This window comes from Fervidobacterium sp. (genome assembly GCA_026419195.1).
In the GTDB taxonomy this organism is placed as follows: Bacteria; Thermotogota; Thermotogae; order Thermotogales; family Fervidobacteriaceae; genus Fervidobacterium.
Map to the genome: position 1 here is coordinate 144,028 of JANZZV010000003.1, position 25,001 is coordinate 169,028.

19 protein-coding genes are annotated in these 25,001 nt (G+C 35.2%); 14 read left to right on the top strand and 5 right to left on the bottom strand.

What is annotated here, in order from left to right:
• Positions 1 to 120: 120 nt before the first annotated feature.
• From N2Z58_02640 to N2Z58_02680, 9 genes are all read left to right on the top strand, one after another.
• Positions 121 to 2,634: a hypothetical protein gene (locus tag N2Z58_02640; GenBank protein ID MCX7653561.1), complete on the top strand. Its 2,514-nt coding sequence runs from the start codon at positions 121 to 123 to the stop codon at positions 2,632 to 2,634.
• 15 nt (positions 2,635 to 2,649) lie between these two features.
• Complete coding sequence (locus N2Z58_02645) at positions 2,650 to 3,882, top strand: hypothetical protein (protein MCX7653562.1); 1,233 nt, start codon at positions 2,650 to 2,652, stop codon at positions 3,880 to 3,882.
• A 99-nt stretch (positions 3,883 to 3,981) separates the two neighbouring features.
• Positions 3,982 to 5,757, top strand: a complete 1,776-nt coding sequence (mutL, locus tag N2Z58_02650; GenBank protein MCX7653563.1) for a DNA mismatch repair endonuclease MutL — start codon at positions 3,982 to 3,984, stop codon at positions 5,755 to 5,757.
• Between the two features lie 192 nt (positions 5,758 to 5,949).
• Positions 5,950 to 7,338 carry a TldD/PmbA family protein gene (locus N2Z58_02655; protein ID MCX7653564.1) on the top strand — a complete coding sequence of 463 codons (1,389 nt, stop codon included), beginning with the start codon at positions 5,950 to 5,952 and terminating at the stop codon, positions 7,336 to 7,338.
• Positions 7,335 to 8,660, top strand: a complete 1,326-nt coding sequence (locus tag N2Z58_02660) for a TldD/PmbA family protein (GenBank protein ID MCX7653565.1) — start codon at positions 7,335 to 7,337, stop codon at positions 8,658 to 8,660. The genes N2Z58_02655 and N2Z58_02660 overlap by 4 nt, the downstream gene beginning before the upstream one ends.
• A gap of 389 nt (positions 8,661 to 9,049) precedes the next feature.
• Positions 9,050 to 9,610, top strand: coding sequence for a VanZ family protein (locus N2Z58_02665; GenBank protein MCX7653566.1), 561 nt, complete (start codon positions 9,050 to 9,052; stop codon positions 9,608 to 9,610).
• Positions 9,611 to 9,643: 33 nt separating this feature from the next.
• On the top strand, positions 9,644 to 11,092 hold the full coding sequence (locus tag N2Z58_02670) for a transporter substrate-binding domain-containing protein (protein MCX7653567.1): 1,449 nt from the start codon (positions 9,644 to 9,646) through the stop codon (positions 11,090 to 11,092).
• Between the two features lie 44 nt (positions 11,093 to 11,136).
• Positions 11,137 to 12,489 carry a HAMP domain-containing histidine kinase gene (locus tag N2Z58_02675; GenBank protein MCX7653568.1) on the top strand — a complete coding sequence of 451 codons (1,353 nt, stop codon included), beginning with the start codon at positions 11,137 to 11,139 and terminating at the stop codon, positions 12,487 to 12,489.
• Positions 12,490 to 12,543: 54 nt separating this feature from the next.
• Positions 12,544 to 13,959, top strand: a complete 1,416-nt coding sequence (locus N2Z58_02680) for an HD domain-containing protein (protein MCX7653569.1) — start codon at positions 12,544 to 12,546, stop codon at positions 13,957 to 13,959.
• Here the strand turns inward: N2Z58_02680 and N2Z58_02685 are convergent, their stop codons facing one another.
• Genes N2Z58_02685 through N2Z58_02695 form a run of 3 tightly spaced genes read right to left on the bottom strand, consistent with a single transcriptional unit; the run spans position 13,960 to position 16,685 of the window.
• Complete coding sequence (locus tag N2Z58_02685; GenBank protein ID MCX7653570.1) at positions 13,960 to 14,655, bottom strand: helix-hairpin-helix domain-containing protein; 696 nt, start codon at positions 14,653 to 14,655, stop codon at positions 13,960 to 13,962.
• 27 nt (positions 14,656 to 14,682) lie between these two features.
• Positions 14,683 to 15,657, bottom strand: coding sequence for a hypothetical protein (locus tag N2Z58_02690; protein ID MCX7653571.1), 975 nt, complete (start codon positions 15,655 to 15,657; stop codon positions 14,683 to 14,685).
• Between the two features lie 2 nt (positions 15,658 to 15,659).
• Complete coding sequence (locus tag N2Z58_02695; GenBank protein ID MCX7653572.1) at positions 15,660 to 16,685, bottom strand: M42 family metallopeptidase; 1,026 nt, start codon at positions 16,683 to 16,685, stop codon at positions 15,660 to 15,662.
• A 189-nt stretch (positions 16,686 to 16,874) separates the two neighbouring features.
• On the opposite strand from N2Z58_02695, the gene N2Z58_02700 reads away from it, so the two are divergent.
• The 5 genes from N2Z58_02700 (at position 16,875) to rsgA (ending at position 21,413) form a co-directional block, all read left to right on the top strand.
• Positions 16,875 to 17,765: a radical SAM protein gene (locus N2Z58_02700; protein ID MCX7653573.1), complete on the top strand. Its 891-nt coding sequence runs from the start codon at positions 16,875 to 16,877 to the stop codon at positions 17,763 to 17,765.
• The gene (locus N2Z58_02705; protein MCX7653574.1) at positions 17,759 to 18,535 is read left to right on the top strand and encodes a radical SAM protein; all 777 of its coding nucleotides are present in this window, start codon (positions 17,759 to 17,761) and stop codon (positions 18,533 to 18,535) included. Before N2Z58_02700 ends, N2Z58_02705 begins: the two co-directional genes overlap by 7 nt.
• Positions 18,536 to 18,606: 71 nt before the next feature.
• Positions 18,607 to 19,644 carry a 23S rRNA (adenine(2503)-C(2))-methyltransferase RlmN gene (gene rlmN, locus N2Z58_02710; protein MCX7653575.1) on the top strand — a complete coding sequence of 346 codons (1,038 nt, stop codon included), beginning with the start codon at positions 18,607 to 18,609 and terminating at the stop codon, positions 19,642 to 19,644.
• Between the two features lie 66 nt (positions 19,645 to 19,710).
• Entirely contained in the window at positions 19,711 to 20,535 is an 825-nt protein-coding gene (locus tag N2Z58_02715) for a PASTA domain-containing protein (GenBank protein MCX7653576.1), read from the top strand.
• The gene (rsgA, locus tag N2Z58_02720; GenBank protein ID MCX7653577.1) at positions 20,535 to 21,413 is read left to right on the top strand and encodes a ribosome small subunit-dependent GTPase A; all 879 of its coding nucleotides are present in this window, start codon (positions 20,535 to 20,537) and stop codon (positions 21,411 to 21,413) included. Before N2Z58_02715 ends, rsgA begins: the two co-directional genes overlap by 1 nt.
• A gap of 22 nt (positions 21,414 to 21,435) precedes the next feature.
• Here rsgA and N2Z58_02725 read toward each other — a convergent pair whose 3' ends face one another.
• Entirely contained in the window at positions 21,436 to 22,656 is a 1,221-nt protein-coding gene (locus N2Z58_02725) for a glycosyltransferase family 4 protein (protein ID MCX7653578.1), read from the bottom strand.
• On the bottom strand, positions 22,653 to 25,001 hold the full coding sequence (locus N2Z58_02730; GenBank protein MCX7653579.1) for an MMPL family transporter: 2,349 nt from the start codon (positions 24,999 to 25,001) through the stop codon (positions 22,653 to 22,655). The genes N2Z58_02725 and N2Z58_02730 overlap by 4 nt, the downstream gene beginning before the upstream one ends.

Sequence of the window (25,001 nt, forward strand, 5' to 3'; positions counted from 1 at the left end):
TCACAGATTGTTCAATTCCTACAAGCTATTTTCTCTAAGATGAACGAAAAGGTAATACATTTGGTCTAATTTAACGATGACAGTTTAAATTTTGTTTTTCACTTATCTGGAGGTGGGAGTATGAAAAGATTGTGTGTGACTTTTTTGGTCATCTTGTTGATGCTCGGTATATTTTCGTGCGGCTTGAGAATCCCTGAGAAAATTCCAGAAAAGGTCTCTGTCAATTACACGAAGAACCTTGAATTTCCGATAACAACGTTTGATTTCAAGATGAGTCAGCTATTAGACAATTTGATAAGCGGTGTTGGAAACAGTCAGTTCAAAATCCTGAAAGAGAGTCCAATGAGATTGCAATATGCTACGGATGTTTCTTATTCACCAGGTACTATTCTGAAAGACGTAAAGGAACAGATAAAGAGTAATCTTTTGAGCTTTAGCGAGAGTTTTAGTTTTAAACTTGACACAGAAGGTTTCTTAACAAACCTTCAAGGTACGGTATCGCTACCACAAATGCCCAGTCAAGACCAGGAAAGTATCATCGATATTTCTGAAGTAAGCATAAATAATTTAATCTTAGCTAACAACATTCCAATTTTGATGGGACCGAACGATAGTCTATCGCTTGGGGATTTACTGGCTTCGTTACCGTTTGACGAAGCTAATTTCAAAGAATGTACAATTGAATTGTCCTTCTCCGGTATTGGAGGCTCAAATCTTGGTATTATAATCGATGGTACCGAGAGACCTTTTAATACTAAGATATCGTTATTCATCAAGAAAACATCATCTTTTATTCTGAAAAATAAAAGCTCAAACACCGTATCAGGGAATTTAACTTTAAAATTTACGAATTTGAAGCTAAATTACTTCAAAAATTTGAAGGTGTCGGATGTTACATCCGATGGGAAGATAACCATAAATATTCCATCGCAAAATGTCTCAATTGCATCGGGTAATTGGCTCTTAAAACTTGGTGGAAAGATAATAGAAAAGATCATTATTCCAGGATTTTCTGGTAGTATAACACAAACGATTAACTTGAAAAGCGGAAGCGTTAACCTCGGGAGTCAATCTTCCAATAGTTTGTTGGTTGAGGTTCCAGTAAACGAGGTTTACTTCAAAGTTGGAGAAGGAATACAAGTTAGCGGTAATGTCCAACTATCTGGAATTGTCAGTGCAGATCTTAGATCTGAAAAACCAAAGGTAAAGGTAACACCAAACATAACTGTAAAAGCTGTGAAGAATTTTGAATTTACAGTGGATGTACCCAAACCAGATGTGGTTCAATCTATTAGCTTTACAAGCGATAGTGGGTACATGGTCGTTAATTTCACCGGTCTAGCATTAAAAGAAGCTACAACAACTTTTGGTGAGACAATAAAAGATTCGAAAGTGAAAGTCAGCTTCAAAGGAGTTTCTTTGCCAGAGCAGATTAAAGTGGTCCTTGAAGCAGATGTAACTTCCAGTAACATATCTTACCAAGCAAGTTTGCCGAGCGGTCAAACTATAAAGATAGCAAGTGCCGTTGTGGATAGTTCACTCATAGCGGATAAAAAGGTTGATATCCAATATCCAATACCTGATTTTGTCAAAACCATCGTCAATTCACTCGATGCAAACATCGCTGTGAAAATAAGATACAAAATCAGAGGTATAAATGGATTAAAGATGAACATATCTTCGAACTTCTTCGAAGTAGGCACTGGCGAAGTTACTTTCAACGATACAAGTGGCAGCGAAAAAACTCATATTCTTTCTGCTAACAAAAATATCAATTTTAGTACATTTAATAAATTCGAACTAAAAATAGAACCTTCTTTAAGTAATAACATAACCTTATCAAATGTTGACTTAAACGAAGGTGCTTATATTATATTTACACCAGAGATAGATACCTTTAATATAAGTAACGTATCTATAAAAGAGCAACAATATCAATTCGATAATTTGGCAACGTTAAACTTAGATCAGTTGTTTGCCAACAATCTGGAATTCTTAAAAGAATTTGATTACGAGATATCAGCTAAGGTCAAGTTCGATATCACCAATTCAACAATACCTGCAACTGTTGTATTGAATGTCTCCGGAACAAATGTTGTCATTAATAAAGGTGAAGAGAAAGACATTGGAGATCTTATAGAAAACTTCATAAAACAAGGAGGAATATTACAAATTAGTGCGAAAATAAAAACAAAAGAAGGTGTTTTAAACGAAAATAGCGAGATAAAACTTAGCTTAAACCTCGATGTGCCGTTCTCTTTAACAGCAAAAGGTAAAGATATCATTGTAAATAGTGGACCGGTTAACCAAGATCTTAGCATATTAAAACAGATATCAAATATTGTCCAAAAAGCAGAACTTAAATTCAAGACATGGAATAACACAACAGGGTTAAGTGTGAGATTGAAGCTCAAAGAAGGGACAACCGAAATTTTGAATACGGACATTTCTAGTGCTCACCCAGTGATTACTTTAACAAAAGAACAAATGCAGAGGCTCGGTAGTGGTGGAATAAGCTACGAAATAATAGTACCGAAAGACCAAAAAGTGTCTTTAAACTATACAGGAAAGCTCGCAATGGCACCTTATATAGCTGTTGAACTAAGTGTAGCCACGGAAGTTAAGTTAAAATAAGGAAGGTGAATGAACATGAGAAAAACAGTCTTGATTTTTGTGGTTTTGTTGAGTATATATGCACTTGGTACAGTCTTGGGTCCTTTTGGAATACTTGGTAATCCTGCTTTACTAAAAGAAGACGGGACGTTTTTACTTAAAATTTCACCTATTGTTGATCTGCAATTTTTCCAAAATCTTTTGACACTTGATAATATAAATGCTATTTTGAATGAAGAAGAGATACTTATTAATCCAAACACCATGGGACATGTCATACAAAATGGGATAAAATTTTCACTTCCTGTTAATATCACTGCTTATGCTCACTTGAATCTCCTCGGTCTAAGACTTGTACCCTATGTTACTGTTGATGGAATGATTAATATGAGCCTTCCAAAAACATTTTCTCAAATACTGTTTGACAATGAGCCAAAGGTTGAAACAAACCTTGAAAGCACTATTCAAAACTTTGCAAAATCAGATATAAAACTATCGATTGGTGGTAATGTGTTACTTGGTGATTTATTTGTTAATGCTAATTTCTTCATACCCGTTGCGTACAGCTATGCACAAAACACTTACGCACATGCAAAATACACTTCATCGGCAACTCCTACGTATGCAAATTTGAATGTTGATGCAAAGCTAAGCTTGTTGAGTACAATCGATATTCAAAATTTTGGTAACAATTTGCAAGATCCGGAGAAACTGCTTGAGCAGGTTCAGAAGTTAATTGAAAAAGATGCAGGAATTAACCTTGGATTCGGATACGGTAATCGAAATTTTGGATTTGCTATAAAAGATATAACAGTTAAACCTGCAAAAGTAAATTACGGTTTGGAATTTGCAATGAACGCTTATGCTAAGTATCAAGCAGAGGCAACAGATATAACTTTTGATGCAACATACACAGTATCTCAACCCATTTTCTTTAAACTACTTAATCCTATCGAGATAATGGACAATGTAAAAATTACAGCATACTACAAAAACGATGGGTTCATAATGTGGGGAATTTCAGGAGTATACGCACTTAACGGAGATTGGGCTGCAAAGATTTACGCTGGATTGAATCTGTCAATCCTAAAAGCTTACTATGCCCTAGGAATGTTCCCAACTTTCTATTCACATACAATCGGAGTAGGATTCAATGTTGGTCTGTTGAATGGTGATTTACAGTTGACGGCAACAACGAATGATTTAAACTTAATGGGTTCAACGACCCCAGGTATAGGTGTATCTCTTAGACTGGCTGGCGGATTGTAATCTTTTCGCTCTTTAAAAACATTTATCTATGGTATAATTTTTGTACAACTGAAAGCCCCTTCGTGGGGCTTTCAATTTAATTTTTGAAAAAAGGGAGGTATGCATACGTCAGAACGCATCAGAAGATTGAATAGTGATATTATTTCCAAAATAGCCGCTGGTGAAGTTGTGGTTAATCCTTCTTCCGTTGTTAAGGAGCTTGTGGAAAACAGCCTTGATGCAACAGCTACAAGTATAGAGGTACAGATAAGAAATGGTGGAAAATCTTATATAAAGGTCTCGGATAACGGGATTGGCATGTCGAAGGAAGATTTGATCTTGGCAATAGAACGTTACACAACGAGTAAGATATCCTCAATAGAGGATATTTATAGTCTTTATTCTTACGGATTCAGAGGAGAGGCCTTGGCTTCTATTGTCGAAGTCTCCAGAACCGTAATTACGACATCAGATGGTTTAAGTGCACACAGATTGGAAGCTGTAGCAGGAAAGATTGTTAAGTTAACGGAGACTCATCGTGAAAGAGGTACAACAGTTGAAGTTTACGATTTATTTTTTAATATTCCTGCTCGCAGGAAATTTTTATCCTCAGAGAAGATAGAGGCAAGGATGGTAACAGAAGTGTTTGAAAAATTCATGTTGATAAGACCAGATGTGAAATTTTTGTTGAAAATAAACGACGAAGTTGTATATAGCACAAACCAAAGCAACTTATCCGAAAGATTTTTGCTGATATTTCCAGAAGTAAGGGAATTTAGATCAATTCAACAAGATTTTACTCAGGATGTGCTGATCTCAGGTATTATTTCTTCACCGCAATTTACAAGAAAAAATAGAACTGGTCAATTATTTTTTGTCAATAAGCGTTTTGTTATGGACAATTTATTACATTTATCACTTGAAAGAGGATATGGAGAATCAATTGCCCAAGGTGAACATCCATACGCAGTCGTCTTTTTGGATGTACCACCAGATAAGATAGACGTTAACATACACCCACAAAAGTTGCAAGTGAAATTTTCTGATCCACAGATCGTTTACAATGAATTGGCAAGAACTGTGCGTGAAAACATAAGAAAGTTTTCTAGCTATACAATGTTTATCGAGAAACTAGACAAAGGCAGCTTTTCCGAGTCTATAAGATCTACAGAAAGTGAAAATGTTGCAAATGTGAGAAAAACGTATAATTCATTCGAAACTGAATACAGTGCAGATTTTAAAAACAACCCAAACAAAATTAGCAGTGAAAACTCATTTAAAATTTCGGAAACTAAAAGTCTGATCCAACCTGTCTTTTTCCAAGAATCGGATACTTTACCCAGAGAGTTTATAACACTTAAGAACCGATACATACTTTTCGAGGAAAATGATGGTATAACTATTTTGGATTTTCATGCAGCGCATGAACGGATAATATACGAAAAACTCAAAGAAAGAAATTTTGACGCTGTTCAATTACTTTTAAGTATAAATTTGAGACTTAGTAAGAGTTTACTACAACTTGCGCAAGAACTTTCAAAGGAACTTGAAGAGTTTGGTTTTTTGTTCGGTATTAAAACATTCGAAGATGGGAGTGGCGAAGTTGAAATACGTCAAATTCCTTCTATTTTGAAAGTAACAGATGCAGCTGAAGTTTTCCTTGAAGTTTTAGAAGAATACAGGATTCCTTTTGAAAAACCAAAGGGATTAACTTATGTACTTGCCTCGAAAGCCTGTAAGGCTGCCGTAAAAACTGGTGATAAGATTTCTCAAAATGAGATAAAACAACTCATTCAAGAAATAAGAAACAAAAATTTGCTTACATGTCCACATGGAAGACCAATTATGATGAAAATCCCCTTTTCTCAACTTGATAGTTATTTTGAAAGAATTTGATAAGTTCGAAAAAAATGAGCAAACTTGACTTGTTTATGGCAATTATTGTATAATATAGAAAATGTTAGCACTACGAACAATACTTACTTATTCATTGTTTGTGTTCCATGTTTAAGTGATGACTTAAGTAATTGAGGTATGGTTTAAACTTATGGTTCATGTGATTATAAGGAGGGATTTTGCGTGCTCGATATGTTTGATAAGAGCTTTGTTGAAGAGATTTTATATACTGTGCTGAAATACGGTGGTGATTTTGCAGAAGTTTTTGTAGAAGACAGATATTCAACGAATTTTAGTCTAAAAAATGGCAAGATTGAGTTAGCACAAACTGGAAGAATGTTTGGAATTGGGATAAGAGGATTTCTCGGAGATAAAGCAATTTATGGATATACGAACGATTTGTCAAAAGAAAATGTACTCTTGGTTGCAAAGCGTGTTGGTGAAGCGCTTGGCGAAATAAAGGTCCCGGAAGTATTTTTTGATTTAAGAAAGAAAGAGATTGAAAATAAACACATTGTCTTGTTAAAACCAGAGCAAGTTAGAAAGCAGACCAAAGTTGGGTATATGAAAAAAGCGTATGAAGCAGCAAAAAATTATTCCGCATTGATTACTCAAGTAGTTGTAAATTACTGGGATTACGATCAGTATGTTCTTATAGCAAATTCAGAAGGTGTTCACGTAACGGATAATCGCGTTAGGACAAGGTTGATGATAAATGCAGTTGCTATGAAGGATGGTCAAATGGAATCAGGATTTTATGGACCAGGGGCTGGTATGGGACCAGAATTTTTGGAACGAATAGATGTAGAACAAGCAGGTGTAAGAGCTGCACGCATAGCGGTGAGGATGGTTGATGCTCAGCCAGCACCGGCTGGAAAAATGACAGTTGTTATCTCTAACGAATTTGGTGGAGTTATATTCCATGAAGCTGTGGGACACGCCCTTGAAGCTTCTTCTGTTGCACGTGGAATGTCTGTTTTTGCTGGGAAGCTTGGACAAAAGATTGCTGCAGAATGTGTCAGTGCAGTTGACGATGCCACCATACCAAATGCTTGGGGAAGTGCGAATGTAGACGATGAAGGTACACCAACTCAGAGAAACTTGTTGATAGAAAAAGGTGTTTTAAAAAGCTATTTGATAGATAAACTTGGCTCAAGACGAATGGGAATGCCTTCTACTGGTAGTGGAAGAAGGCAAGATTATACATTTGCACCTACATCAAGAATGAGTAATACGTTTATACTGCCCGGTGATTATCATCCAGAAGAGATAATTGCATCTGTTGAATATGGACTGTATGCCAAAACGATGGGAGGAGGTTCCGTCAATCCAGCAACAGGTGAATTCAATTTTGCTGTAAATGAAGGTTATTTGATAGAAAATGGTAAAATTACCAGACCGGTGAAAGGTGCAACACTCATTGGAAAAGGTTATGAAATTATTCAAAAAATAGAAATGGTAGGAAACGACGTAGCAAGAGGTCAAGGTATGTGTGGATCATACAGCGGCAGCATACCTGCTGATGTTGGACAACCAACCATAAAGGTTAAAGAAATAATTGTTGGGGGGCGAAATAAATGAAAACAACGAATTTCGAAATTTTCAAAGACAAAATATTTGCACTTGCGAAGGAAAAGAACGTTGAGGTACAGATAAGCTATTCAAAAAATCGAAATTTTCAAGTTCGATACCAAAACGGTACTATGGATCAATATACTGACGCAGGAAAATTCAAGATAACCGTCTCTGTTTTGAAGGACGGAAAGTTGGGTAGCTCGTATACAGAAACATTAGATGCAGCCGAAAGAGTCTTTGAGGATGCATATGAAAACATTTCTATAATCGATAGTGAGGACACTGAATACTTTTACGATGGAAAGGGAAATTATCCGAACATACAGCCATACAATATGGAATTTGAAAATCTTTCAGTGAGTCAAAGGTTGTCATACGTAGAAAGCGCACATAAGAAAATACGAGAAAGTGAACTCATCCTAAGTGATATTGCAGTATACGGCGATCAAATGGTTGAATCAAGGATCGTTAATACACTTGGACTTGACGTTGCATTTACCAGCGGTGGTGGATTCATGTACTCAATGGCAGTTGCAAAAGATACTTCTCCAAGATCTGCTTTCGAATTTATTGTTGGAAAAAAACCCGAACAAATTGATCCATCTTTTGTTGGTATACGGGCTCGAGATGAAGCAATTGCTTTGATTGGTTCAAGATCAGTGAAGAGTGGCAAATATAGAATTATTTTAAGGAATAATGTTTTTGCAGATATTCTGGGATTATTTATTCATATGATCAACGCGGATAATGTGCACAAGAATTTATCACCTCTCAAAGGTAAACTTGGAGAAAAAATTGCGGCTGAGAAGTTAAGTATCAAAGATGTTCCATGCCATCCATTGAGTATAATAGCCTCCCCATTCGATACACAAGGAGTTCCAACGAGAGAAAAATTTATCGTAGAAAATGGTGTACTTAAGACTTACTTACATAATTTAAAAACTGCAAAAAAGGATGGTGTTGAACCAACTGGAAACGCACAAGGTGCGAGTATTGCACCTATCAACTTGCTGGTTCAGCCCGGTGAGAAAACTTTCGATCAACTTGTTCAAGCGCTCAATGACGGAGTAATAATTATAGAAGTCGAAGGAATGCATTCCGGAGCAAATCCTATATCAGGAAACTTCTCACTCGGAGCAAAAGGTTTTAGGGTTGAAAATGGTAAAATAACTACAGGTATCGAACAAATAACTATTTCCGGAAATTTCTTAGAACTGTTGCAAAAAGTTGAAGATGTTGGGACAGATCTAATAGCATCTATTGGAAACGGCGGTATCGTTGTACCTTCTGTTTTGATTAGTGAGATAGATATAGCAGGGAATGCGTAAGATTTTAAAATAAGACAAATAAATTAAAGAAATATCACAGGGGCTCATTGCCCCTTTTATTATTCATTTCAGCTTCCACGAATTTCACCTTAGAACTAATGAGTGTTATAATACTATTAGATACTGAAGAATTTGACATTGTGTGCAACTTCACAAGATGACTGGGCTTATCCTAACTCATGAATTATTGTATTGATAATTTGATGCATAAGAGAACAATTTAAGATATTATAAAGTCTAAAAATTTGAAAAGAGCATTCACAAATCACAAGCATGTGTTGTAAGCAAATTAATAATTAACATAACTATGGTATACTCGTTTGATAAAGTTGGCTAAAAGTGTATAAACATGCAGGTGCTGAAGAAAAAATTGTAAGGTGGAGGTATGAATGAAATATAAGTACTTTACCAGAAATCCAAATAAATTCAGTTTGTTTTTGATATTGACAACAATTTTTATGCTCTGGACTTTTTTAATCTTCTATTTTTCATCGAAACCTCCAGAAGTTTCTTCTATGCAATCACACTTTGTATACCGAGTTTTGAAAAAATTGGATAATATGATAGATTTTTCAAGAACACAAGCATTCCAAAGATTAGAGACAAAAATCAAAATGTGGTGGTTTAAAACCCAATATGTACCCGCAGAAATGCTTATAAGAAAGACTGCGCATTTTGGTCTCTATTTCATTTTCGGTATTCTATCTTTTTTGTTATTTTATGTCTGGAAGAGAGATGTAGCTATAGCATCGTTACTTGGAGTTTCTCTGCCTGGCATTTTAGCAGTCTTTGACGAATATAACCAGCTTTTTTACAACAGGGGTTCTTCCTTAAATGATGTTATGATAGACATTTACGGTGCTTTCTTTGGTGTTGTTTTGTCATTAATAGTTGGATGGGCTTATAAATTGATCAAGAAATTGGTGGAGCACTATAAAAACTTTCATTAAGTATATCATATTCCAGAAAAAGAAGGTGTGGTAATGCAAAAAATTTCTTTGCTTATAATTACCTTAGTTTGTACACTGATAGTTAATACAGAATTTGGTGTGATTTTATACACCTATGGGCACAACGTAGCTCCGAAATACTTTATCAAGGATGGAGAAATATATGGATTTTGTAATGATATAATACAAGAGCTAAACAAAGAGCTCAGTTCAAGTAATGTAAGTATCAAATACAAATCGAAAAATTTAATGGCAGTTAAGCAGGTGTTTGATAAACTTGAACAAAATGAAATTCAAATAATCGTAGGTGTTGGTTATCTTGAAGATAAGGAGGGAAAAGTAGAGTACATTAAGTTTCCCTTATACAGTATTAGAGAATTTTTCACAACAAAAAAAGAATTTGAAGACAAGATAAAAAAGGCTCAAGTTGTTAAAATAGGTGTTATTGCTGGTAGTCTTCCGTCAAGGAAGTTATCTCTTGTTTTCCGTGGTAGTCAAGTTGTTGAATTTAAGAATTCAGAAGAGCTCATATTAGCTCTTGAAAAAGGGATTATAGACGTTATCTTCTGGTCTACATTATCACATGGTTATTTCAGCTTGTTGCATCCAGGAAAATATTCAGGCGTAGAAACTATTGGCGAGAAGTTTTACCATTACGTTGCGGTTAATAAGAATCTTAGTAAATCGGTCGTGGAAAAAATCTACAATGCTGTTAAAAAATTGAACGAAAATGGTACGATTGAAAATCTGATAAGAAAATACAAGTTGGATCAATTTGTTTTACCTGGAAACAATGTTGAAATTTTATTTGTAGATTGGAAACCGTATGAGTGGTATGATGAAAAAGAGGGAAAATGGAAAGGATTCGACGTAGAGACAGTCAGTCAAGTTTTCAAGAATCTTGGTTTCAAAGTAACCTTTAAAACCTTGCCATGGGAAAGATGTCTTGAAGTAATGAAAATTCGTGCATACGATGGTATAATGAGTTTGAGGATCAGCGATGAGAGGAAAGAGTACCTTTTATTTCCTGACGAACCTTTAAGTACAGGGATCGATGTTCTATTTAAACTTAAGGATAGAAATATACCTTTTGAAGCACTTGAGACAATACCAAAAGATACAGTATGTGGATACACACGTGGATATGCTTATGGGGACTGGTTTTGGAATGCACCATTTGTTAAGGAGCCTGTAGACGACGACGTAACAGGTTTTAGATTACTTAAGAAAGGTAGGTTGGATCTGTTTGTTTGTAACTTAGCGGTTGGTAAGTCGTTAATTAAAGATTTGGGAATGGAAAAAGAAGTTGTCTATTCTAAAAATTTCTCTGGAAAAATGATATACTATATCGCATTTTCAAAGAACTTTCATGGTAATCATTTGGTGAACATATTCTCTCAAGAACTTAAGAAATTTAAAAAAACAGATGTGTACAAACAAATACTTAGCCGTTATGGTTTAAAGTATGAGGACCTCTGGTAAATTGATTGTTCACCAGTTCTATAAATTCTTGTCGAGGTGATGAGATGGAAAAAAATGAAGAAAGAGAGAAAAATAGATCTGATAAATTCTTGCTTATAAATATTTTTATAGGTATAGCTTTGGCGATTATTTTTATTATATTTGCATTTAACTATATTGATTCATGGTTTCATGGGCTTGAAAACGTCTTTTTAAGCTTCAATGAATCTTTGGTTTATCCTGCTTGGACATTGAACAAAAACTTAGTAGATACTATTTTAAAAACTATGATTAAGAAAAAGGACATAGTGTCTATAATTGTGTACGATGATAAAGGTGAAATCTTGGGCAGCGTAATCGAAGAGAATAATCCCACAATCTTACATTCTATCTTTGGATTGAGAAATAAATATTACGAATCGCGTATGTACTATAAGAGCTTTTTTGTTGGTAAAGTTATCTTTGGGTATACATACTACGAACCTGTCAAGTCACTTTTTGTTTTTGCTTTAGTATTTGTTACACTTTATTTTGCTATATACATGGCACTTAAAAATTTAGAAAAAAATGTGAGGTTAAAAGAACTGGTAGCTCAACTCAACGATGCAAACAACGAACTGGAAATCACATTATCAGAATTAGAAGAAACTCAACAAAGGGTAATAAATTCAGAAAAGATGGCCGTACTTGGAAAGTTAATGGTCAATATTGCACATGACGTCAATACACCGACTGGAATTATATACTCCTCATTAACCGATTTAAAAAATCGAATGAACAATATTATCTCAAGCTTAGACAGGGAAGAACTTACAGAAGAACAGTTAAGAGACTTTTTAACTGTTAGCGACGAACTCGTAAGTATCATGTTAAGAAACGCTCAAAGGATTCGAGAGCTTGTTCAAAGCCTAAAAAGGGTGGCCGTCAATGAAATAACTCAAACTTATGCTACTGTAAGTATGAAGGATGTCGTTAATGATGTTTTGAACGCTCTCCATCCAAGGTTGAGAAAAACTAAGGTCACTGTTCATACCGACATTCCCGATAATCTTACCGTTCGCACCATACCTGGTGCGTGGGCGCAGATATTAATGAATTTAATCGACAATTCAATAATTCATGCATTTGATTACGATAATCCAGGAGAGATAAACATAAAATTTACGAATTATGATGATAAACTGATGATGATATTTTCAGATAACGGTAAAGGTATGAGCGAGGAAACAAAAAGAAGAGCGTTTGAACCGTTTTACACAACTGATACAACTGCAGGTACGGGTATAGGGTTGAGCATAGTTTACCAACTTGTTACAGAATTGCTTAAAGGTGAAATAAATTTAGAAAGTCAAGAGGGGGTAGGGACAACTTTTAAAATCATCGTTCCTATGTCTCAGGAAAATAATCTTAGTAAATAAACCGAAAAAATTCTAACAACAACATGTAACAACAACATGTGAGGTGGTGATGACTTGACACCAGACTTCTTGAAAAAGTCACAAAGTGTCAAATCATTTGGTGAACCTTGGAAGGTGCTTATTGTCGATGATGAACCTGATATACATGCAATTACATCTGTTATAGCAAAAGATATAATCTTCGAAGGAAGGCCTGTAAGAATTTATAGCGCTTATTCCTCATCAGAAGCCGTCGAAATACTTAAAAATGTTTCGGATATCGCTGTTGCAATAATAGACGTAGTTATGGAAAGTAGTGATTCCGGATTAAAGCTTGTACAATTCATAAGAGACGAACTTTCAAACACTCAAATTCGTCTTGTAATAAGAACAGGACAACCTGGTTATGCACCTCCAAGGGATATAATACTTAAATACGATATAAACGATTACCGCGAAAAATCTGAGCTATCAAGCAATGGTCTGTTCACTTTGATAGTTGCAAAATTACGCGAGTACAAGTATATTGTTGCGCTTGATACTCAAAAGAGACTTTTGGAAAGATTAAATTTTTACACAACTATATTGTCCAGGAAATTGAGCGAGGCAGAATACATAGATTTAATAACAGAGGTAGCCGACAATGTCTCACTACTATTAAATAATAATTTTTCTATTACGCATGATATCCTCTCGAACAAAGACATAAATGAAAACTTGGATAGTCATTTTACTTGGCTTGATGAAACAACCGTAAATATGACATTTAGAAGTAAAATTAATGAACATGCAAAAGTGAAGATAGAATTTTCAAAGCCTTTTGATGAATTTTACAAAACATTGCTTCAAAATTTTTTCGAAAGATTTGCGTTGTCAATGGAAAATCATTTGTTGACAAAAGATTTGGTCGAAACACTTTACAAGATAGTTTACGTGATTTCAGAAGTTACTGAGACAAGGTCATTTGAAACAGGTGAACACGTAAGAAGGATAGGCAAGTTAGCAAAGTTATTAGCAAGTTCGTTCGGATACGGTGAAAACTTTACAGACATGCTTGAGATTGCAGCAATGCTTCACGATGTTGGGAAGATAGGTATTCCAGATAGTATCCTAAACAAACCTGCACGGTTGTCTGAAGAGGAATTCAAAGTTATGAAACTACATACAATTATAGGTTACAAAATATTATCGGCAGTTGAACACCCGATTTTTCAATTGGCAAGTTCCGTTGCACTAAACCATCACGAAAATTGGGACGGTACAGGTTATCCAAATGGCTTAAGAGGTGAAGAAATCCCATTTGAAGCTCGGATCGTTAGTCTGCTTGATGTGTTTGATGCCTTGCTTTCTGACAGAATTTATCGCCCTGCTTGGAAGGAAGATGAAGTATTGAAGTTCATAAAAGAAAACACAAATACAAAATTTGATCCGAAAGTCTCTAAGATGTTCTTTGACATTTACGAGGAAATTCGCAAAATTTATTTCGGATAGCTATTTTACTTCGATGAGATCTTTTAATTTCTCATAAGTTTTTTCACCTATTCCTTTTACGTTTTTTATTTCTTCAACACTTTTGAATTTTCCGATATTCTTTCTGTAATCTAAAATTGCCCGGGCTTTTGTTGGACCAATCCCAGGTAATTTTTGTAGTTCATCTATATCAGCTGTGTTTATATCTATTTTTCCGCTGCTAATTTTATCAGTATCAACACCTCCGGTTACATATTTTCCCGTACTTTGATTAGCTTCAGTTTTGGTGATTGTTGATAAAGCTTTGTCAGCTTTATTTTCAGTACTTTTTACATTCCCTACTGTGATCCTATCTTTTATTTTTTCGTAAGTTTTAGGTCCTATGCCCGGTACATTTGTTATATCCTCAGTTTTTAGAAATGGACTTTTGCTTCTGTATTCTAATATCGCTCTTGCCTTTGAAGGACCGATTCCTGGAAGTGTTTGCAATTCTTCCGCACTTGCTGTATTTATATCAATTATCGGTGAGCCGTAATTTCTTTTTTGAACCATCTCTGGTTGATTTATGCTTTGAGTATCATTCATATATGCCTCATGATTTTTTGGTATGAATAGTACACCGGAAAATACAATGAGTAAGGCAAAGATAAGAAAGAAAATCCGTTCGTTTCTCAACTTTTCATAAACTTCCCTAATCAACTCTCCTATCCTTACCACAAAAAACACCTCAAAATTATAGGATACTTAATTGCCGATCTTAGAAACCTTTGCCCCTTTCACATAACCGTATTTTGAAAGTTCCACCCAATCCTGTGAATAGTAAAAATTCTTAGCCTTTGACTCGGATACAAACAATCCCAAACAGATAATGTAACCTTTTGATGTAGAGATGCTGAAGGAACTTATGCCAAGTGTTCGAAAATTCACAACAGATTTAAACGCTTCTTTTGACTCCTTCACCGGCTCAGTCATGATAGTATAAACACTTTTGGATGGATTCAACTCTGGAGCGATGTTAGACAATGTTAAGACAATATATTTAGAGGTACTTGCTTGATCTATCACATAATTTTGCGTTGATTTAGCAATTTTCAGTGCGTTTTCCCCATCCACTGTGTATAAATAGATTGAATTTAAAGCGCTAGAAGGAAGATTTTCCGCCATTCTCGAAACCAATAAGTTGTAATCAAATTTCGTGAGGTCTTTGAGGTATTTGTTTTCTTCAATTTCTTCGATCTGCAGTTTATTTTGCGATTCTTCTGTTTTCAAATCCTCTGTTTTAGATGGTACTAGATTCGTGGTTGTTGCACCACCAGATGCATTTTGCTGTTCTTTATTCGGCTGGAGTAATATCTTCGATGTTTGAGTAATCTTTTCTTGTGATGTCGTAACATTTCCTTGTTCTGTTTGTGTTGAGGTTCTGGATATTTTTGTAGGTGTTTCGCTAGATTGTTCTGGCAGTTCTTGGTTAATTTGTTGCATTATAACAAGCGTTTCTGTTGCGCTTTTAGTTACTTTCTGAGTTACGACATTCTCTTGTGGTGTTATTTCGCGAATTACTACATTGACTTGCGATTTTTGGTACCTCAAATAAAAAGCATAAATAACAAGTGTTATTGTTGATAAGCTCAAGATTATAATGAGTGTAGATAGTACTTTTAAGTCGAAATCAGTGACACCTTTCCATTTTCTTGAACCAATTGGTGTTCTTCTTTTCACTACTATTCAAGCCCCTCTTCACAGTATTTCAGTGTAAGTTCTATGGTTGCTTCTACATCTTGTTTATAAACCATCTCACTTGGTGTGTGTATATATCTTGTCGGTATAGAGATAGTTGCGCTGGGTATACCTGCTTTCGTAGCTTGATAACCAGCTGCATCCGTCCCACCAAATATTAGTACTTCCATTTGATATGGGATGCCGTACTTTTCGGCTAATTCTCTGAGTTTGTCAACAATACGTCTATTACTTATCGAAGCCATGTCTTTAACCTTTATACATGCGCCTTTCCCCAATGCCATAGGTACCCTTTTTAATCCTTTGGGTGTGTCACCAACACCCGTTACATCGATCGCTATCGCAACATCGGGTTCTATGTCATAACCAGCAACATGCGAGCCTATCAAACCAACTTCCTCTTGAACAGCAAAGACTCCATAGATAGTATTCTTTGGAGTTTTAAGTTTTTTAAAAACCTCTATGATAACTGCGCAGCCGATTCTATCGTCCATAGATTTGCTTATCATATAATCGTTATGTTCATAAAAGTAACTGTCAAAGGTGCCAAATGTACCAATAGGACAGTATTTTTGAGCTTCTTGTTTTGATTTTGCACCTATGTCAACAAACAACTTTTCAAAAGATAATTTTTGCACATTCGACTGAATTTCATCGAGACTTTCTCCTTCAATCCCAACAACACCAACAACTTCTCCAAATCTTATTCTACTCTGATATATTGTATACGGTGAAACACCACCAACTCTGTCTATTTTCAGAAAACCACAATCATCTATGTTTGTCACAACAACCCCTATCTCATCCATATGTGCATCAAGGAGTATCTTTTTACCACCATTACCTTCTTTCCAAACAATGAGATTGCCTATCTTGTCTATTTTATAACCATCGATAAAACCTTGTAGCTCTTCTATAATTACACTTGAAATCTCTGATTCACGCCCACTTGGGCTTTTTGCCATAGTAAGTCTCCTAACAAGTTCTGAAAGATTCTTTGAAAGAGCCATTCGCTACACCCCCAACTGATGTGATTTAATTCACCCGCATTACTAATTATGATTATACCACAACATTTATCATCGACAAATATATTTAGCAATCTGAAAAGGAATATACACAACAGTTAAACTAAAGAAAGAGAAATTGATGTTATAATTATAATGAGAACAGAAAAATGACGGTTTAGGAGGTCTTATATGAAAGTAGGATTAGAAGTGTTAAATAAGTGCGAGCTTTGTCCGCGTATGTGCCATGCTGATAGAAGGACTCAGCTTGGAATGTGTGGTGTTGGCTATTTTCCAAAGCTGTCAAATGTAGTGCTACACAAAGGGGAAGAACCTCCTCTTTCCGGCGAAAAGGGCGCCGGTGCTGTTTTCTTCTCTGGTTGCCAAATGAAATGTATTTATTGTCAAAATATGGGTTTTTCACAAAGGGGTGTGGGATTTGAATTAAGCGTTGAAGAGCTTGCTCATGCGTTCTTGGAAATCCAAAAAGCAGGAGCGAAGACTCTCGATCTAGTAACACCTACCCCTCACTTACCGTGGATTCTCAAGGCACTCGATATAGTAAAAGATAGTGGATTTAATTTACCGGTGGTGTATAATACGTCAAGTTATGAACGTGTTGAGATTATTAGAAGCTTGAAAGGTTACGTTGATATATACCTTGCAGATATAAGATACACAAATGATGATTATGGCAAGATGTATTCAAAAGTACCAGATTACTGGGCAGTGGCACAAAGAGCAATATTAGAAATGTACAATCAAGTAGGTCCTTTTAACGAAAAGAATATGAAAGGACTGATAATACGTATTCTTGTGCTACCTAACGGCGTTAGTGGACATGACAAAGCACTTGAGTTCATCGCTGGTCTCGATAAGAATATACCTGTCGCTCTCATGTCGCAATACATACCACATTTTTCTGCAAAGAACGACGAATTGATAGGTAGAAAGATAACAAAAGAAGAGTACGAAAGTGCACTTGATAGGTTAATAGAACTTGATCTCGACGGCTGGATGCAACTTGATGAAAAAGAAAGGGTCACAACTTTTCCTGTAAATTGGAGGAAAAAAGAATGTTAAACATGCAAGTGAAACAACCAGTAGGAATTTTCCCAGCAAATACGTTACCCGTGACCGTTACCAGATCTTGCCCGCTTAATTGTGCGCACTGTAAAGCTCATTATCTCAAACATATGGTACATGTAGAAAACATTGAAAAATACATTGACAAATACTCCTCTTTTCTAATAAGTGGTGGAATGTCTTACAGCGGCGAAATACCATTTAAGCCTCATATGGAAAAGCTAAGATCATTAAAAGAAAAGTATAATATAAAGTACAACTTTCACATTGGTTTTCCTCAAAAGCCACCGTTTGAAATTGAAAAAGTAGCCGATGTTGTGAGTTTTGATTTTTTTGGTGATGAGAAAGTGCTTGAGGAAGTTTATGGACTTAGAAGAGAAACAACGCAAATTTTAGATTCATTGATACCTCTGAATGTAAAGAAAATACCACATGTTACAATTGGAATTTTGTGTGGTAAAATAACACACGAGTACGTAGCTTTAGAAGTGCTTTCAAAGCACTTTAAATCGATTGTCTTGAATGTATTCATTCCAACACCTGGAACGAAATTTGAACACTGCACACCACCACCTATTGAGCAGGTGGTTGAAATTTTTGAATATGCAAGCAAAAATTTCGAAAACGTCGTTCTTGGTTGTATGCAACCTAAGGGAGAATACAGAAAAGCTTTGCAAGAGGCTGTATCAAAGTATACTGATTACATTGTAAAACCTGTCAGTAAAGATTATAAATATAATGGTTGTTGCTCGTTTTATCTGATTTAACAAATTCTCGAATAGTTAGTTAAATAAAATAAGTTTGAAAATCCTAACTAATCAATCGTGAGGTGTTGTCTGTGAAAAAAAATCTACTTGATTTCAATTACGAAGAATTGATAGAAGAATTTGGAAAACTTGACCTTGAGCGATTCAGAGTGGATCAAGTTTGGGATTGGATCTACAAAAAGAAGGTTTTTGATTTTGAAGGAATGACAAATCTTTCTAAGGAGAATAGAAAAATACTTTCAGAGAGATTTTATATCTTTATTCCAGAGCTTTTGGACATACAAATATCAAAAATAGACAAAACTACAAAGTTTCTTTGGAAACTCGAAGACGGAAATACTATCGAATCTGTTCTGCTTTTTCATCCAGATAGAATAACAGCTTGTATTTCTACACAAGTTGGTTGTCCGGTGAAATGTGCTTTCTGTGCAACTGGTCAAAGCGGATATGTAAGGAACTTAACTGCTGGCGAGATTGTTTCGCAAGTTATAGCAATGGAATCACACAGACATGTCAACATAGGTAACATCGTTTATATGGGTATGGGAGAACCATTGTTGAATTACGCTGAAGTTGTAAAAAGTGTACGAATTTTGAACCATAAGAAGGGTAAAAATATCAGTATGAGAAGGATATCAATTTCCACCGTTGGAATTCCTGAAAAGATTATCGATTTAGCAAAAGACTTACCCGAGGTAAAGCTTGCTATCTCATTACATGCTCCAACAAATTACAAGCGCGACGTCATAGTTCCGATGAACAAGAAATATTCAATTGAAGAAGTAATACATGCTGCAAAGGAGTATCAAAAACTTACAAAAAACAGGGTTACGTTTGAGTACATAATGATAAAAGAATTCAATGACTATGTTGACGATGCGGAGAAACTTGCTGAATTACTTAGAGGACTTGGTGCTTATGTCAATCTCATACCGGTCAATCCTGTTTCGTTACAAAGTGATATAAGACTTGAAAGACCGCAACATTGGGCAATAGAAAGGTTCAAAGAAGTACTTGATAAACATAATATAGAGAATGAAATCAGAAAAGAGAAAGGAACAGACATAGATGCTGCATGTGGACAGTTGAGAAGAAGAAAAGGTTCATGACGAAACAATCATGATATTAAGCCAAATAGTACATTTACACCCTTTACTATCTATGGAGGTGTTTATGTGATCGTTAGAAGAAGAAAAGTTGATAATTCAAAAAATAGGAATTTTCATTTTGGTGGTTTTCTATCATCAGTCTTGGGAAACATAATAATCATATTAACTGCAATCATCACAGGAATTCTAGCTGGTCTTTTGTTTTTTTACCTATCTATGTATGTCCAGGCAAAGAAGGTCTCCACGATCTTACCAAGTTATATCAACATGGATTCCAAGAAAGCAGAGCAAGAGCTCAAGAAAATGGGATTCAAAGTTGTGGTTTTGGGTGAAAGTGGTAAAGTTATTAAAATGGACCCTTTGCCTGGTAGAAACGTTAAGCTGGGTAGGGAAGTTAAACTATTCACTGAAAATATAAAGATGGTGAAGATCGTATTACCAGATTTTAAGTACAGCTGGTATAAAACAGTTGAACGTATAATGAAAGAACTCAATATCAGTACATCAATAAGAGTAGTTGATTCCAATGAAATATATGGTACTGTTCTTTCTACCTTGCCGGAACCTGGAAAAGAGATAGCATCGTCGCAGAATATAATCTTGTATATTTCATCTGGTAAAACTACCACTGAATCATCTCAAAAAGATAATTCTATTTCCGAAGAGCAATTAAGCACCTCAGAAACAACAAGTACAGTTGATCACCCCGGTGGACCTGTTGAAGTAGTACCTCCTTCTGTTGATTTAAACACTATTCAAAAAATAACACCAAACGATACTAAAACAAAACTTGATGAATCCCAAAGTAAAGGTACTCCAACAGAATTGCCTTCTTTTGAAGAAAACAAACCTACTAATCCTGAACAATCAATTGAAGGAGGACAGTTTTAATGGGAAATAAGGAAGGTAGAAATATTGGAATAGTCGTAAAATTTTATTCACACCTTTTAGTGGTTGAAGATGTTGACACGCAGGAACGTATACTATGCAAATTGCGTGGAAAGTTTAAGAAACAAGGCATCAGACCAATTACAGGTGATTTAGTTGAGTACAATAAGGTTATCAATAATGAAGGAGTTGTAGAAAATATACTGAATAGAAAAACAGAGTTAAAAAAACCAAGTGTTGCAAACGTTGATCAAGTTGTAATTGTGACAACTCTCGATAAACCAGTAGTCTCGCTCGACATTGTAGACAGATTCATATTGTTGGTTGAGAATGAAAACTTACCGATAGTTATAGTATTGAATAAGATTGATTTGTTAAGTGACAGGGAAGTAAAGGACTTTGAGAGCATATACAGTCCGCTTTATCCCGTTGTGAAAACAAGTGCTCTAAGAAAAGCAGGCTTGGAAGAATTGAAAGAATATTTGAAAAATAAAGTGTCGGTCTTTGCGGGAATGTCAGGAGTTGGAAAAAGCAGCTTGCTAAATTCGATTGAAAGTCATTTGAGATTAAGAACCGGTGAAATATCAGAGAAACTAAGTAGAGGGAAACACACAACAACTGCCGCTGAACTACTTAAATTGTCATTCGGAGGTTGGGTTGTCGATACTCCAGGATTTGCAAGCTTGGATATCGATGGCATTACTCCACACAAATTAAGAGAGCTCTTCATAGAGTTTCCAACAGATATGTGTTACTTCCCAGACTGTTTACACGTAGATGAACCAGGATGTTATGTAAAAGAATTATTGTCAAAGGGCAAGATAAAAAGTTCAAGATACGAAAGTTATCGAAAATTTCTAAAAGAGATAGAAGAACAATAAAATAAGAGCGAATCTGTTCAAATTACTCTGTAAAGAGGTTTGTTAACCTTTTGAACAATGCATTTATCTTGATTTGCAATGATGTATTTATAATAGAAGGCATTTTGAAATCCACATAACCCTGATTTAACGATGCTTTGTAAACTTCTTCGAGTTTGTCCACCATCTTGTTCATAGACCAGTTCTTTTCAACGTAGACTGTTCCTTTTTTACTAAGTTCTTCTTTATTTTCCATAGCCTTTAATATCGCATTGTAAAACTCGTCCTCATCTATACCTGTAGTTATAGCACCTTCACCGTTGACAAGCACATTTGCAATACCTTTATACGCAATTGCAACAACGGGAGTACCACTTGCTAAAGCCTCAAGAACAACAAGCCCTTGGGTTTCTGTCAAAGATGAAAAGACAAACAAATCAGATGCTTTATAATAATCTTTGATCTTTTTATGGGGCACATAACCTGTAAAAACCGTCCTATTCATAATGTTATTTTCTTGAACAAATTCTTCAAGCTCCTTCCTCTGTGGTCCATCGCCAACAACTAAGAACCAAATTCCCGCATTCTCATGCATAATTCTTTTGACAACTTTGAACAAAAATTCTAAATTTTTTTCTTTTGCAAGTCTCCCTGCATACATGAGAAGCGTAACGTCTTTTGGAATATTATACATCTTCCTGACATCTACTTCGGGTGGCTTTGAAAATTCTATGGTGTCGATTCCAGTCGGTATAACTTCTATAGGTCTTTGAACGTTGTATCTCAAAAGCTCGGTTTTGATCTCCTCTGTAGGTGCTATTACAAAGTTTACTTTATTGCAAAACCAACGTGAAAACTCCTCAACGGTCTTTCTGTCAGGAGTAAATGGTGGGGGTACATAGTGCCGGTATTCAGTTAACAGCGTATGATAAGTGTGAACATGAGGAATTTTTAACTCTTTTTGTACCTTTAAAGCTCTTATACCAAGGGCAAGTGGATCATGACTATGAATTATCTCAATTTTGTTTTCTTTTGCGAATTCCATGATTTTTAGATGATTTGCAAAAACAATTTTATGCTGCTTTTCCAATAGAAATTTAACACCAGGTACAACAAGAACATGTTTCTCATCGTCAGGCGCTACAGGTGCAACTATGTAAACTTCGTGTCCCCTAAGCTCAAGGTACTTTTTCGACAAATGTATAGATGTTGCTACACCGTTTATTTGGGGTAAATAAGTGTCTGAAACCATTAAAATATTCATTGATTATCACCTTTTTTCGTGCGTTTTGGATATTTATCAACTGTGTTAAGATACCAAAATAATGAAATAAACAATGTTCCCAAAAGCCCTGACGATGTTACAAAGCCAAATTCTCTAAGCAATTTACCACGCGCTACCAAGAAACTTGCAAAGGAAGTTACAGTTGTTAAGATAGACATTATAACTGCCTTCTCAGTTTTTATGATACTTTCTCTTCCAAACTTAACGCTGTGATCAAGCTCAACTAAACTGTCCACGCCTATTCCCAAGAATATAGGGAGTACAATGAATGTTATAAAGGTAGTTTTTATCCCAACAAGATAAGAAATTCCAAAAGCTGCTAAGGTATTAAGTGAGGTTAATAACAATATATACCATGCTTTCTTAAAACTTTTAAAATCTATGAAAAGAACCAAAAACTCGACAACAAAAACAAGTCCAAAAACCCATAAAGTAGAGGCTATCAATTCCTCAATTATATTATAGAAAAGTGCTGTGTAACCATAAACTCTGTATCCTCTCAGTGATTCGAAAAATTTTTTAACATTATTGTCTGCCCATATGTCTATTGCTGGTGTTACATAAGCAAGTAGATAAGTCTTACCACTAATATCTCTGTAGAATAAACTTGGTATATCCTTTTCCATTAACTTGAATAAATCCTCGGTTGTAGAAATGTTCTTTATAACATCAACTGTTGAAACAAAACTTTCGTAAAGTCCATACTTTTTAAATATTATCTCAAGTAACGGTACATGTGTGAGTTGTAAAACTTGAAGATATATGTTTGTTCTTTCTTCTGCAATCTTTTCTGGATTTTGGATAAACGATAGTATGGAAAAATCTGCAGATATAAGTTTCTTATCTTTGAGCTCTTTTAATGTTTTTTCAAGTCGCTGAGTGTTTGACTCAGCTATGACTATATCACTTGTTCCAACAGCTCCAAATTTTTTAGATATAAGATCTGAAGTTACAGTGGATTCGGAATCAATTGATATTAAGCTCGAGGTAGTGTAAGAAAAGTTTATTATTGAATACACACCGATTAACGCCATTACAATGGCACTCAAAATGGTCAGTGTGTACAAAACTTTAGTTCTTCTTACAATGTCGACAAACCTCACATAAGTTTCTCGTTGCCTGGTCTTGAATCTATTTAGCAACTTGTCGTGTGCCAAAGGAACAAATGTGTTAAAGATGGTAAAGTATATGAATATACCAATGGAAACAGATACTCCCATTTGCTTAATGGCATTCGATGGACTTAACAACATTGTCGCAAATGCCAGAGCAGTTGTAAGCATAGAAATAAAAGAAGGACGGAAGTTTTCAATAAAAGCATTTACTATACTCTCTCTACTAACCCCTTCAACGTTAAAGCGTTCTTGTATTCTCGTAACTATGTACATTGCATAGTCTATTCCAAGGCCAAGTAACATAGCGTTAACAAACGTTGTAACTATGTTTAACTCTTTGAGAACTAATGCTATCAACCCGAGACTAACTGCCATTGACATTATTAGTCCTGTAAACAACAAAACAAGTTCCAACCAACTACCGAATCCCAATATTAATATTACCACTATTCCAACAAGCGAAATAACACTTGTTATCGTAAAATCCTTAGATGCCTGAATATTTGCTTCGTACGTTCCCATGACGCCACCCGTGAATTTTATTTCAACGTTGTATTTTTTCTCAAAGTTTTTCGAAGTAACTTTCAAAGATTCCACAGCTTGCGTAACAAAACTCACATCTGACATCGGACGAGAAATCGAAAAATTCATTACAATAAGATCGTTGTCAGGAGAGATAAGATAATATTTTTTAATTCCACTTTTCTTCACAAGTTCATCGAGATAAAAATTCAAATCGTACAAACTAGAGCCCAAGTTTCTCCAAAACCGAAAATCGACTAATGTTCTGGGCTCAACACTTAATAAACTTTGGTAATATTTCACACTATCAGATATTGAACCTTCACTTATAGATAACATACCATATTTAACAAGTGTTTCTGGGTTATCAAAAGGTTCAGCTTGGTTTATATACTTACTCCTTTCGAATAAATCCTTTAGCTCTTGAGCAATTATATCAGGATTATACTTTTTTACACCAGTTACAGCTATGACAAGTGTGTTGGACGTAACTTTTTCAGAAGTGTATTTAACCATGTCTCGAAATGTAGGATCATCCTTGGGTGCAAGTCCTGTTATGTCAGCGTTTATTTTTAATCCAAAGGCAGCGTACAAACCCAAACAAGCAGACAGAATAATTAAAACTATCAAGACCGTTTTTGAGTTGTTAAGTATGAATTCTACGTACAGCTTTGCAAATTTCTCCAA